Origin of the sequence: Marilutibacter maris, assembly GCF_006546735.2 — a bacterium.
Classification (GTDB): domain Bacteria; phylum Pseudomonadota; class Gammaproteobacteria; order Xanthomonadales; family Xanthomonadaceae; genus Marilutibacter; species Marilutibacter maris.
Genome location: NZ_VICD02000087.1, coordinates 1 through 12903 on the forward strand (window position 1 = coordinate 1; position 12903 = coordinate 12903).

Consider the following 12903-nt stretch of genomic DNA (forward strand, 5'->3'; position numbering starts at 1 on the left):
GCCGCGCCGCTGCGGGTGAAGATCCGCTTCGAGAACGGCGAGGCGGTCGCGCTGGACGGCGAGCGCATCGCCGGCCACGCCATGCTGGCCAGGCTCAACGGTCTGTTCGCGCAGTACGGCGTCGGTCGCGGCCTGTACACCGGCGACACCACGATCGGCCTGAAGGGACGCATCGTCTACGAAGCGCCGGGTCTGATCGCGCTGCTGACCGCGCACCGCGCGCTGGAGGAGGCGGTGCTGAGCAAGCAGCAGAACCGCTTCAAGCCGGAGGTCGCGCGCAAGTGGGTCGAGCTGGTCTATGAGGGTTTCTTCCACGATCCGCTGAAGACCGACCTGGAGGCCTTCCTGGCGTCGAGCCAGGCGACCGTCGACGGCGAGGTCACCCTGGAGACCAGCGGCGGCACGGTCGACGCGGTCTCGATCGAGTCCGACCGGATCCTCAATGCCCGCGGCGCGACCTATGCGCAGGCGGCCGACTGGGGCGTGGCCGAGGCCGAGGGCTTCATCAAGCTGTTCGGCATGAGCAGCACGCTGTGGGCCGAGATCAACCGCGGCGACAAGGGCTGAGGAAACCTCGACGTGTTGTCCAAGACTCTCAAGCACCTCGAAGCGTTGGTGGCGTTCGACACCCGCAACCCGCCGCGGCGGATCGGCACCGGCGGCATCTTCGATTACCTGCGCGAACACCTGGACGGCTTCGATGTCCAGGTGACCGACCACGGCGCCGGCGCGGTGTCGATGCTGGCCGTGCGCGGCAATCCGCGCCGCGTGTTCAATGTGCATCTCGACACGGTGCCGTCGTCGCAGGCATGGTCGGCCGATCCGCTGACGCTGCGGGTCGAGGACGAGCGCGCGATCGGCCTGGGCGCCTGCGACATCAAGGGCGCCGCCGCCGGGTTGTTGACCGCGGCATCGATGACCAGCGGCGATGCGGCGTTCCTGTTCAGCACCGACGAGGAGGCCAACGACGCCCGCTGCATCGCGGCATTCCTGAAGCGCAATGCGCAGGCCGGGCGTCATGGCTTCGGCGAGGCGATCATCGCCGAGCCGACGCAGTGCGAGGCGGTGTTGGCGCACCGGGGCATCAGTTCGGTGCTGATGAAGTTCCGCGGCGTCGCCGGGCACGCCTCCGGCGCCAACGCGATGCAGGCCAGCGCGCTGCACCAGGCGATCCGCTGGGGCGGGCGCGCGCTCGACCATGTCGAGGCACAGGCGCACCAGCGCTTCGGCGGGCTGACCGGCCTGCGCTACAACATCGGCCGGGTGGAGGGCGGGATCAAGGCCAACATGATCGCGCCCAGCGCCGAGCTGCGCTTCGGCTTCCGGCCGCTGCCGTCGATGTCGATCGACGGATTGCACGAGACCTTCCGCGGTTTCGCCGATGCCGAGGCGCTGGACAGCTACGAGGAGACCTTCCGCGGTCCGTCGCTTCCGGGCGGCGACGTCGCCGATGCCGAACGCAAACGGCTGGAGGCGCGCGACCTCGCCGACGAGCTGGGCCTGCCGATCGGCAACGCGGTGGATTTCTGGACCGAGGCCTCGCTGTTCTCGGCGGCCGGACTGACCGCCTTCGTCTACGGTCCCGGCGACATCGCCCAGGCGCATACCGCCGACGAGTGGGTCGAACTGGCGCAGCTGCAGCGCTACACCGAGTCCATCGTCCGCATCCTCGACGCGGGGGCGTCGGCGTGAACATCGGCATGAACGATATCCGCGAGCACAACCGCGACAAGGCGCACGAGATCCAGACCCGCCAGACCATCGTGCGGTTGCTGTCGAGCATGGCCAGCGCCAAGGAAATCAGCCAGTACCTGAAGCGCTTCTCGCAACTGGACGCCAAGCGCTTCGCGGTGGTCAAGGTCGGCGGCGCGGTGCTGCGCGACGATCTCGACGCGCTGACCTCGTCGCTGGCCTTCCTGCAGGACGTCGGCCTGACCCCGATCGTGATCCACGGCGCCGGCCCGCAGCTGGACCGGGAACTGGCCGCCGCCGGTATCGACAAGCAGACCGTCAACGGCCTGCGGGTGACCACGCCGGAGGCGCTGGCGATCGTGCGGCGGGTGTTCCACGCGCAGAACCTGAAGCTGGTCGAGGCGTTGCAGGCCTTCGATGCGCGCGCGACCTCGATCGTGTCGGGGGTGTTCGAGGCCGGCTACATCGACCGCGACACCTACGGTCTGGTCGGCCAGGTCGAGCGGGTCGAGCTGGCGCCGATCGAGGCCAGTCTGAAGGCCGGCTCGATCCCGGTGATCGCCAGCCTCGGCGAGACCGCCAGCGGCCAGATCCTCAACGTCAACGCCGACTTCGCCGCCAACGAGCTGGTGCAGGTGTTGCAGCCGTACAAGATCGTGTTCCTGACCGGTACCGGCGGGCTGCTCGACGAGCGCGGCAAGGTGATCGATTCGATCAACCTGACCAGCGAGTACGAGCATCTGGTCCGGCAGCCCTGGGTCAATGGCGGCATGAAGGTCAAGATCGAGCAGATCAAGGCGCTGCTCGACACCCTGCCACTGACCTCATCGGTGTCGATCACCAAACCGTCGGAGCTGGCCAAGGAACTGTTCACCCACAAGGGGTCGGGCACCCTGGTGCGGCGCGGCGAGCGGGTGCTCGAGGTCTCGCGCTGGGACCAGCTCGACCTGCCACGGCTGCGCACGCTGATCGAGTCGGCGTTCGGACGCGAGCTGGTGGCGGACTACTTCGACGACACCCGCCTGCATCGCGCCTACGTCAGCGAGAACTACCGCGCGGCGGTGATCCTGACCCGCGAGGACGCCGGCACCTACCTGGACAAGTTCGCGGTGCTCGACGATGCCCAGGGCGAGGGCCTGGGGCGCGCAGTCTGGCAGGTGATGCGCGAGCAGAACCCAAGCCTGTTCTGGCGTTCGCGCAACGGCAACGCGGTCAATCCGTTCTATTTCTCCGAGTCCGACGGTTGCCTGCGGCAGGAGAAGTGGCGGGTGTTCTGGTACGGGATGGACGGCTTCGAGGCGATCGCGCGCTGCGTCGACCATTGCGCCGACCGTCCGGCGACCCTGCTGGATGCGCCGGCGGCGAAAGGCGGTGCGGCATGAACGACATCGGCACCCGCCACTGGACGCCGGTGGTGCTGGAGGGCGAGGGCGTGCGCCTGGAGCCGATGCGCCCCGGTCATGCCGACGGCCTGGCCCGTGCCTGCGCCGATGGCCGGCTGTGGGAGCTGTGGTTCACCGGCGTGCCGCGGCCGGAGGCGATGGCCGCGCACATCGACGCGTTCCTGCTCAAGCAGGCGCGCGGGGAGGCCGTGCCCATGGTCGTGGTCCGTCGCGACGACGGCCAGGTGCTGGGCCAGACCAGCTTCTGCAACATCGACCCGGAGACGCCGCGCGCCGAGATCGGCTACACCTGGTACGCGGCCTCGGCGCAGCGCAGCGCGGTCAACAGCGAAGCCAAGCTGCTGATGCTCTCGCACGCCTTCGAGACCCGTGGCTGCATCGCGGTCGAGTTCCGCACCCACTGGTTCAACCAGCGCTCGCGCGCGGCGATCGCACGCTTGGGCGCGAAGCAGGACGGCGTGCTGCGCAACCATCAACGGCTGCCGGACGGCAGCTTCCGCGACACCGTGGTGTTCTCGATCATCGAATCGGAATGGCCGGCGGTGAAGCGCAACCTGATGCATCGGCTGGGCCGCGAGCCCGGCTCTGGAGACTCCTGAGATGACCGCCACCGTGGGCATCGTCGGCGCGCGCGGCCATGTCGGCGCCGAACTGATCCGGCTGATCGCCGGCCATCCCGGCTTCGAACTGGGCTATGTATCCTCGCGCGAGCTCGATGGCCAGCGCGTGTCCGACCACATCGAGGCGTACCGGGGCGACCTGCGCTACAGCGCGCCCTCGCACGAGGCCCTGCCGGCGCTGGCCGCCGACGCGGTGGTGCTGGCCCTGCCCAACGGCAAGGCCGGGCTGTGCGTGGATGCCTTCGACGCGGCGGTCGCCGGTGGCGATGCGACCGACCCGGTCATCATCGACCTGTCGGCCGACTATCGCTTCGACCCCGATTGGTACTACGGGCTGCCGGAGCTGACCCGCGGGCGCTATGCCGGCCAGCGCAGGATCAGCAACCCCGGCTGCTACGCGACCGCGATGCAGCTGGCGCTCGCGCCGATGCTCGATCTGCTGGCGGGACCGGCGCAGTGCTTCGGCGTATCCGGCTATTCCGGCGCCGGCACCACGCCGTCGGACAAGAACGATCCCCTCAAGCTGCGCGACAACCTGATGCCATACGCGCTGACCGACCATGTGCACGAGCGCGAGGTGAGTGCGCAACTCGGCCATGACGTGCAGTTCCTGCCGCACGTCGCACCGCATTTCCGCGGCCTGACGATCACCGCCAACATGCCGCTGGCGCGGCCGCTGGAGCCGGACGAGGCGGTGGCCCGCTATCGCCGGCGCTACGCGGACGAGCCGCTGGTGCGCATCGTCGAACAGGCGCCCTGGGTCAGTCGCATCGCCGGGCGTCACCACGTCGAGATCGGCGGTTTCACGCTGTCGCCGGACCGGCGCCGGCTGGTCGCGGTGGCCACCGAGGACAACCTGCTCAAGGGCGCGGCGACCCAGGCCCTGCAGAATCTCAATCTCGCCTTCGGCTACGACGAGTGGGCGGGCATTCCCGTGACCGAGCAAGCGATGGAGCAAGACGCATGAGCCAGTTGCTTTGGCAGAAACCCGGCGTCAAGGTCGACGCACGCATCCAGCAATTCCTCGCCGGCGAGGACGTGATCCTCGATCGCGAGTTCTTCGTGTTCGATATCGAGGCCAGCCGCGCGCATGCCGAGGGGCTGGCCGCGATCGGCATCCTCGACGACGACGAGCTGGACGCGCTCCGGCGCGAACTGACCGCGCTGGCCGAGGACTTCCGCGACGGACGCTTCGTGCTCGACGAACAGTACGAGGATGGCCACTCGGCGATCGAGGCGCGCCTGGTCGAGCGCCTGGGCGACACCGGCAAGAAGATCCACACCGGCCGCAGCCGCAACGACCAGGTGCTGGTCGCGACCCGGTTGTGGCTGCGCGATCGGCTGGAGTGCGTCGCCGAGGTCTCGCGCGAGGTCGCCGAGGTCGCACTGGCCCGCGCCGAGGCCGAGCGCTCGGTGCCGCTGCCCGGCTACACCCACCTGCAACGCGCGGTGGTGTCGTCGCTGGGCATGTGGTGGGCGGCCTGGGCCGAGGGCTCCATCGACAATGCCTGGCGCGCCGCGCAGACCCGCGACTGGCTCGACGCCAATCCGCTCGGCAGCGCCGCCGGCTACGGCGTGAACCTGCCGTTGGATCGCGATCACACCACCGCCGCGCTGGGCTTCGGCCGCATGCAGCTGTCGGCGACCTATGCGCAGCTGTCGCGCGGCAAGTTCGAGATGGCGGCGATCGAGGCCCTGAGCTCGGCCCTGCTGGACCTGCGCCGGCTGGCCTGGGACCTGAGTCTGTTCACCAGCGCCGAGTACGGCTTCGTCGAGCTGCCGTCGCAGTACACCACCGGCAGTTCGATCATGCCGAACAAGCGCAACCCCGACGTGATCGAGTTGATGCGCGCCAGCTACTCGGCGGCCGCGGCCGCGCGTACCGAGATCGAGCAACTGCTGTCGCTGCCGTCGGGCTACCACCGCGACCTGCAGTTCTCCAAGGGCGCGATCTTCCACGCCTTCGGCCGCGGATTGGCCGCGCTGGAACTGCTGCCGGACCTGTTGCGCAATCTGGAGTGGCGCCAGGACCGGATGCAGGCGGCGCTGGAGCCGTCGATGTACGCCACCGACCTGGCCGTCGACATGGCGCGGCAGGGACTGCCGTTCCGCGAGGCCTACCGGCAGGCGGCCGATCCGCAGCGCTGGGCGCAGGGCGATCCGCACGACAGTCTGCAGGCCCGGGTCTCGCCGGGCGCGGCCGCCGACCTGCGTCTGGAGGTGCTGCACAAGCGGCTGCAAGCGCTCGCCGCGGCATGACGGCATGCGTTTTCGTCATCGCGGCCGCCGCCGGCAGCCGCGAGACTGGAATGGCTCGCCGCCGAGCCTGACCGGCGGCAGGCCCGCCCCCGTTTATGCCCTGAATCGATGAACGCTTCGGACTTCACATCGCAATCCCTGCCTGACTGGCGCCGCGCGGTGCTCAAGGTCGGCAGCAGCCTGCTGGCCGGCGATGCCGGTCTCGACCCCATCCATGCACGGGCGCTGGCCGGCTTCATCGACGCCGCGTTCGAGCAGGGGCGCGAAGTCGTGCTGGTGTCCTCCGGCGCGGTCGCGGCCGGGCGCGCGCGGATCGACGACGGCGGCAGCGGCCTGGTGCCGAAGCAGGCGATGGCGGCGCTGGGGCAGGCCTCGTTGATCGGTTTCTGGCAGCAGCAGCTCCGGCGTCCGGTCGCGCAGGTGCTGCTCAGCCACGACGACCTGCGCAACCGGCGTCGCTATCTCAACGCCCGCGCGACCCTGCGCGAGCTGCTGCGGCTGCGCGCGCTGCCGGTGATCAACGAGAACGACACCGTCGCCGTGGATGAGCTCAAACTCGGCGACAACGACAACCTGGCCGCGGCGGTGGCCTCGCTGGTCGATGCCGACCTGTTGCTGATCGCGACCGATATCGGCGGCCTCTACAGCGCCCATCCGCGGCTCGACCCGTCGGCGCGACCGATCCAGCGGGTCGAGCGGGTCACCGACGCGCTGATCGACGCCGCCGGTGGCGGCGCCGGGACGCTTGGCACCGGCGGCATGCGCACCAAGCTCGAGGCGGCGGCGAAGGCGGCCACCGCCGGCATCGCCACCGCGCTGTTCTGCGGCCGCGATCCCGCGGTCGTCGCCGCGCTGTCCCGGGATCGCCTGCACGGCACCCTGGTCGAAGCGGCGGACGACCGCCTGCGCGCGCGCAAGCAGTGGCTGCGACACGCACCCGGTAGCGGCGTGGTGTTCGTCGATCGCGGCGCCGCCGACGCCTTGCGCACGCGCGGCGCATCGCTGCTGCCGGGCGGGGTGGTGCGGGTGGTCGGCGACTTCCGTCGCGGCGACCCGGTCGACATCGTGCTGGAGTCCGACGAGCTCGTGCTCGGCCGCGGTCTGGTCCAGTACGCCGCCGACGAGATCAGGCGCATCGCGCGCCGCCGCAGCCAGGACATCGAGTCGGTACTCGGGTTCCGCTACGGCGAATCGGTGATCCACCGCGACGACCTGGTGCTGACCGGCGCGCACGAAAAGGAGAGCAAGGCATGAGTGGCCATGTACGCAGTCTGGCCGAGTCGGCGCGGGCGGCGCAGCCGGCGGTGGCGGCACTGACCGCGGAGCGGCGCCGGCGCCTGATCGAAGGCATGGCGCGGTCGATCGAGGCCGGACAGGCGCGGGTGCTGGCCGCCAATGCCGAGGATGTGGCCCGCGGCGAGGCGGCCGGGCTGTCGCCGGCGATGCTGGACCGGCTGCGACTGGACGCGTCGCGACTGGCCGCGATCGCCGACGCGTTGCGCGAGCTTGCGGCGCAGCCGGACCCGGTTGGCCGCGTGACCCGTCGCGAAGTGCGCCCCAACGGTCTGGTGATCGAGCGCCAGCGGGTGCCGCTGGGCTTGATCGCGATGATCTACGAGTCGCGGCCGAACGTCACCGCCGACGCGGCCGCGCTGTGCCTGAAGGCCGGCAATGCGGTGCTGTTGCGCGGCGGCTCCGAGGCCCGCGCCAGCAACGCCGCGATCGCCGCCTGCCTGCACGCGGCGCTGCGCGAGGAAGGGGTGCCGGAAGCGGCGGTGTCGTTGCTCGAGGACCCCGCGCGCGAACACGTGCTGGAGCTGCTGCAGCTCAGCGACCTGATCGACCTGGCGATTCCCCGCGGCGGCGAGGGGCTGATCCGCTTCGTCGCCGAGCATGCCCGCGTGCCGGTCATCAAGCACTACAAGGGCGTCTGCCATCTCTACGTCGATGCCGCTGCCGACCTGGCGCTGGCGCGCGACCTGGTGGTCGACGGCAAGGCCTCGCGACCGGGCGTCTGCAACGCCCTGGAGACGCTGTTGGTGCACGCCGACGCGGCCCCGGCATTCCTGCCGCCGGCGCTCGACGCGCTGATCGAACGCGGCGTCGAGGTGCGCGGTTGCGAGCGCACCCGTGCGCTGTGTCCGCAGGTCGCCGCCGCCGGCGAGGGCGATTACGCCGCCGAGTTCCTCGACCTGATCCTGGCGGTGCGGGTGGTCGACGACATCGGCGCGGCGCTGGCGCACATCGGCCGCTACGGCTCCGACCACACCGAGGTGATCGCCACCGCCGATCCGGCCGCGGCCGAGGCGTTCGTGCGCGGTACCCGCAGCGCCGCGGTGATGGTCAACGCCTCCTCGCGTTTCAACGACGGCGGCGAGCTCGGGCTCGGCGCCGAGATCGGCATCTCGACCACCCGCCTGCACGCCTACGGGCCGATGGGGGCGGAGTCGTTGACGATCGAGCGTTTCGTCGTCCGCGGCGAAGGACAGGTCCGGCACCCGCAGTCGCGGACGCCGGACCTGGGGCCTTCAGCTTCCTGAGCGCTCGGTCTGCTTCGGCGGAATCGGCGCCGCCGGGGTGGGCCGAGGTACCGGCGCCAGGTCGTAGGGGCGTGCGTCATCGTCCATCCGCAAGGTGACCACCTTGGCCGACTGCAGCCGTTCCGGCAGGTGCGCGGCGGCGCCGAGGGCGCGTCCGACATCCTGCGCGCCGACGTTCGGCGTCGGCGCGCGCCGCTCCTTGTTCGCGAACCGCCTGCGGTTGATCTCGGCCCAGCCGATCAGCGCGACCGCTGCGGCGACGGCCAGCAGCGGCAGCAGTATCAGCAGCAACGGGTCGACCGAGTCGTTGCGCAGGTAGAGTTCGAACGCGGCGACGCGCAGCCCCAGTGTCCACAGCAGCAGGGTCACCACCGGCAGCCACAGGTAGGCGTACACGAGCCAGCAGGCGGCGGTGACCACGCCCCAGGCGGTGCGCACCGCCAGCGGCCGCGAGCGCGGCTTCTCGATCAGCAGCGAGTCGTATTTCATCGTATCCCCCGATCCGGGCTGACCCATACCGCCCGGGTGTTGTGCCGCTTGAGCAGGGCCTTGGGCAGGGCGACGACGGTGCTGGCCATGCCGATCAGCCAGTAGGCGACCGGGTACCAGATCATCCAGTAGTAGTTGCGTCCGACCCGGGTCTCGTAGCGGCGATCGATGATGATGCTGGCGGCGAACTGCAGCAGGCAGACCATCGCCAGCACCACGCCGTGCCAGCGCGGCAGGATGGTGTCGATGTGCAGCGCCGGCGGCAGCGCGACGACCAGGCCGATCGCCCACAACGCGATGATCAGCACCATCGTGTAGGCCCAGGCCACGCTGAACAGGTACTCGCACAGCACCACCCACATCCGCCGCTTGCGCCAGGACAACAGGTCCTGGGTGTGGCGCAGCATCACCTCGACGCCGCCCTGGGCCCAGCGCAGCCGCTGCCGCCACAGTCCCCTCAGCGTTTCCGGCATCAGGATGAAGCACAGTGCGTTGGGCTCGTAGCGGATGTCCCAGTGGTCCATCTGCAGCCGCCAGCTGATGTCGATGTCCTCGGTCACCATGTTGTCGGACCAGTAGCCGATCCGGTGCAGGGCGGTGCGGCGGAAACCGGTGATCACGCCGGAGACGGTGAACAGGCGGCCGTAGACGCGCTGGGCGCGCTTGATCATGCCGATGATCGAGGAGAACTCGCCGACCTGGATCCGGCCCAGCAGCGAGGAGCGGTTGCGGATGCGCGGGTTGCCGGTCACCGCGCCGACCCGTGGCCCCGAGGTCAGGTGCCAGACCATCCAGTGGGTGGCGTAGCTGTCGAGCAGGGCGTCGCCGTCGATGCAGATCAGGTACTCGGAGCGGGCCGCCAGCGCGCCCATGCGCAGCGCATTGGCCTTGCCCATGTTGCGATCGAGATGGATCACCCGCAGGCGCTCGTGGCGCTCGGCCAGTGCCTGGAGCTTTTCGGCGGTGTCGTCGCTGCTGCCGTCGTTGATCGCGATCACCTCGAAGTCGGGGTAGCACTGGGCGAGCGCGGCGGCGATCGTCTCGTCGACCTGCTCGCCCTCGTTGAAGCAGGGGATCAGGATCGAGGCCATCGGCGCGTCGGCCAGCGCCGGCGGCGCGGTGCGCGGCGGCGCGTGGCGCTCGCGGCGGAAGTAGTAATAGAGGCCGCCGGAGACCCAGAAGAACGACATCACGATCGGGTAGTAGAAGGCGAAACCGAACAATATTGCGGAAATAGAAGTCATATCCGTCCCTCACGGCTCCATGTACGGGAACGAGCGCGCCGACATCGCTTCACGGGCGTCGTCCAACGCCGGGACATCGTCGATGAAATTGTCCGGATACCAGGCCAGGTGGCGGACGCCGCGGGCCTGCAGGTGGCGGATCTGCGACTTGAGGCGGTCGGCGGGGATCGCCTGGCCGTTGCGCCAGTCGACCGTCTGCAGTTCGAACACGGTGCGCTCGGCGCCCAGCGGATGCCGCATGACCTCGTCGGTGAGGCGGTCCAGCCAGGCCTCCGGCCGGGTGCTGCCCTCCATCCACGGCATCGCCATCACCGCGGTGTAGTCGTAGGCGGCGTGGAACGCGTCCAGCCGCTGCGCGAACCAGGCCTCGCTTTCGGGCTGCAGCACGGTGGCCGCGAACAGGTTGCGCGCGGTCAGCAGCTTGGGCCGCCATTTGCCGGCGGCATCGCGCAGTGCGTGGGTGAAGTCGATCAGCGCCCGGGTGCGCGCGGCCGGGTCCGCCGGTGCGCGGCCGGTCAGTTCGTTGTCGCGCAGCAGGGCATCGTCGTGGAACAGCAGACCGCTGAAGATCGCGCTGGCGGCCAGGTCCTCGTAGATCTCCGAGACGATCTTGCGGGTCTGCGGCCTGAACGGGTCGAGGCGGAAGGTCTCGGCCGGGTTGCTGCTGGCGATCGCCAGCGATTCGCGCAGGGCCGGGTCCGGCAGCTCGTAGCCCAGCACCGGCAGCCACGCGAACACCTCCACTCCGGCGCGGGTGCGCAGCTGCCAGGCGACCCGGTTGAACAGGTCGGCGCGCATCGGCAGGTGCCGGTTCGGGAAGTACAGCGCATCGGCGGAACCGTTGCCGTCGGGGTCGGCGAAGGCCTGCAGGTACACGTGGCTGGGGCCGATCCGCTTGACCCGCTCGATCAGACGGTCGAGGTTGCGCGCCGACTGCGCGGGGTCGGTGTCGTAGACGTAGTCCAGGTCGATCTGCAGGGCGCGCATGCCCTCCAGCGTCTGGTCGTGGCGCAGTTCGTAGGCGAGGTCGTCGACGCCGGGATTGTCGAACAGCAGCAACCGCGCGAGGCCGTGCAGGCCGTCGCCGTTCATGCCGGCGACGATCGGCTGGTTGCGGCCTTCCAGGTCGAAGGTGACCGTCATCCCGAGCGTGTCGGCGATGCGGTTGACCTGGCTGTTGTAGGCGGCGTAGGGCCACACCATCGCCCGCGGCGCGCGGCCGAGCTCGCGCTCGATCAGCGACACGCTGGTGGCGAGATCGCCGCGCACCCGCGCCAGGTACTCGCGCTCGCTTTCGTAGCGCCCGCTGGCCGGGTCGTGGATGCGGGTGACCGCGGCCGGGGTCGAGTTGCCCTGCGGGTTGGAATTGACGCCGTGATGCAGGTCGTGGCTGTGCGAGGCGATTTCGACCAGGCCGCTGGCCTGCATCTCGCGCAACTGCTCCCAGGTCAGGAAGTCGTCGCGGGAGAACATCCGCGGGCCGTAGTCGATCCGGCGCTCCGGCGGCATGTCGATCCAGCCGGTGACCACCGCGACCAGGGCCGGGTAGCCGTAGGCGCGCAGCAACGGGAAGGCATGCGTGTAGACGCTGCGCAGACCGTCGTCGAAGGTCAGCAGGACCGCCTTTTCCGGCAGCGGCCGGATGCCGTCGGCGGCGGCGATGACGTCGCCGAGGCTGACCGGACGATAGCCGTGGCCGGCGAGCCAGTCCAGGTGCGCGGCGAAGTTCTGGGTGCCGACCGCGTACAGGTCCGGATCGCCCTTGCGGGCGACGTCGTCGCGGATGTCGTGGTAGCTGATGACCAGCAGTTCGTTGGCCGCCGCCGGGCGCAGGCCCAGCAGCAGGAGCAGTGCGGCGGAGACAATCAGGATGAAGACCGGGGCGATACCGCGGGCGAGGGTGTGCGGACGATCCATGTTCATTCTCCCCACCTGAATTCGAGGTCGAAGCCCAGGTGCTCTTCGCGGGTGCCGTCGTAGACCGGTCGCGACCAGTTCACCCCGTACTCCAGCAAGCGGCCGGTGCCGAAACGCCACTCGTGGGCGTAGCGCAGTTGCGGTACCCAGTGGCTGCCATAGCCTTCCTGCCAGTACGGCCCGATGCCGGCGGTGAGGCGCTGGCGGAAGTGGCGGTCGTAATCGCGCCAGGTGATGTGATCCAGGCGCGCGCCCACTTGCAGCGAAGCGTCGCGCGAAGGGTTGAAGTAGGGCGCGTCGTCGCGGCTGCCGCGGCTGGTGTAGCCGCCGAGCAGGCCGTCGATCCACAGGTGAGGTCGCGACAACAAGTGACGCTGGGTGTCAATCGTGAGCGCTTCGCGGCGGTTGCCGTCGTCGTAGCGCAGCTGCTGCAGGCGCGCGTCGATGCGGCCGTGGTCGGACGGTATCCAGCTCACGCCCAGGCTCAGTTCATCGGCGCCGATACCGCTGCGGCGGGCCTGCAGCGAAGCGTTGGGACTGTTGTGGTACCAGCCGCCGCCGATGCGCCAGGCGTCGTCCAGGCGCCAGTCGGCGCTGACGTGGTAGCCGCTGTCGGCATCGGTCCAGTCGTCGAGGATGCGGTCGGCGCCGGCCGCCGCGCGCAGTCGATCGTGGGCGTAGCGGACGCCGACCCCGGCGCGGCGGTCGTGCACGCGCGCGCCCTGGAAGTCGGCCCAGG

At 70.0% G+C, this 12903-nt stretch carries 11 protein-coding genes and 1 pseudogene; 8 read left to right on the forward strand and 4 right to left on the reverse strand.

Annotated features, from left to right (window positions below; genetic code table 11):
• From FKV24_RS06310 to FKV24_RS06345, 8 genes are all read left to right on the forward strand, one after another.
• A partial coding sequence (locus FKV24_RS06310) for an adenine nucleotide alpha hydrolase family protein (protein WP_211371804.1) occupies positions 1–567 on the forward strand: 567 nt, incomplete at its 5' end.
• A 12-nt stretch (positions 568–579) separates the two neighbouring features.
• On the forward strand, positions 580–1692 hold the full coding sequence (locus FKV24_RS06315; RefSeq protein WP_141481780.1) for an acetylornithine deacetylase: 1113 nt from the start codon (positions 580–582) through the stop codon (positions 1690–1692).
• Positions 1693–1700: 8 nt separating this feature from the next.
• Positions 1701–3074 (forward strand): acetylglutamate kinase, encoded by a 1374-nt coding sequence (locus FKV24_RS06320; protein WP_111268088.1) that lies wholly within the window; start codon positions 1701–1703, stop codon positions 3072–3074.
• Positions 3071–3694 carry a GNAT family N-acetyltransferase gene (locus FKV24_RS06325; protein WP_111266705.1) on the forward strand — a complete coding sequence of 208 codons (624 nt, stop codon included), beginning with the start codon at positions 3071–3073 and terminating at the stop codon, positions 3692–3694. The genes FKV24_RS06320 and FKV24_RS06325 overlap by 4 nt, the downstream gene beginning before the upstream one ends.
• 1 nt (position 3695) lies before the next feature.
• Positions 3696–4682 carry an N-acetyl-gamma-glutamyl-phosphate reductase gene (gene argC, locus FKV24_RS06330; protein WP_141481781.1) on the forward strand — a complete coding sequence of 329 codons (987 nt, stop codon included), beginning with the start codon at positions 3696–3698 and terminating at the stop codon, positions 4680–4682.
• Entirely contained in the window at positions 4679–5974 is a 1296-nt protein-coding gene (gene argH / locus FKV24_RS06335; RefSeq protein ID WP_141481782.1) for an argininosuccinate lyase, read from the forward strand. The genes argC and argH overlap by 4 nt, the downstream gene beginning before the upstream one ends.
• A 108-nt stretch (positions 5975–6082) precedes the next feature.
• Positions 6083–7228, forward strand: coding sequence for a glutamate 5-kinase (gene proB, locus FKV24_RS06340; RefSeq protein WP_141481783.1), 1146 nt, complete (start codon positions 6083–6085; stop codon positions 7226–7228).
• Positions 7225–8514, forward strand: a complete 1290-nt coding sequence (locus FKV24_RS06345; RefSeq protein WP_141481784.1) for a glutamate-5-semialdehyde dehydrogenase — start codon at positions 7225–7227, stop codon at positions 8512–8514. The genes proB and FKV24_RS06345 overlap by 4 nt, the downstream gene beginning before the upstream one ends.
• On the opposite strand, the gene pgaD is transcribed toward FKV24_RS06345, so the two are convergent.
• From pgaD to FKV24_RS19210, 4 genes and pseudogenes are all read right to left on the reverse strand, one after another.
• Positions 8503–9003, reverse strand: a complete 501-nt coding sequence (gene pgaD / locus FKV24_RS06350) for a poly-beta-1,6-N-acetyl-D-glucosamine biosynthesis protein PgaD (protein WP_170288232.1) — start codon at positions 9001–9003, stop codon at positions 8503–8505. The two genes, FKV24_RS06345 and pgaD, sit on opposite strands and share 12 nt — an antisense overlap.
• Positions 9000–10247 (reverse strand): poly-beta-1,6-N-acetyl-D-glucosamine synthase, encoded by a 1248-nt coding sequence (pgaC, locus tag FKV24_RS06355; RefSeq protein WP_141481786.1) that lies wholly within the window; start codon positions 10245–10247, stop codon positions 9000–9002. The genes pgaD and pgaC overlap by 4 nt, the downstream gene beginning before the upstream one ends.
• A gap of 9 nt (positions 10248–10256) precedes the next feature.
• Positions 10257–12170: a poly-beta-1,6-N-acetyl-D-glucosamine N-deacetylase PgaB gene (pgaB, locus tag FKV24_RS06360; RefSeq protein ID WP_249040941.1), complete on the reverse strand. Its 1914-nt coding sequence runs from the start codon at positions 12168–12170 to the stop codon at positions 10257–10259.
• Positions 12167–12903: pseudogene (locus FKV24_RS19210) on the reverse strand (hypothetical protein); the annotation flags it as partial. The pseudogene FKV24_RS19210 and the gene pgaB, both read right to left, overlap by 4 nt.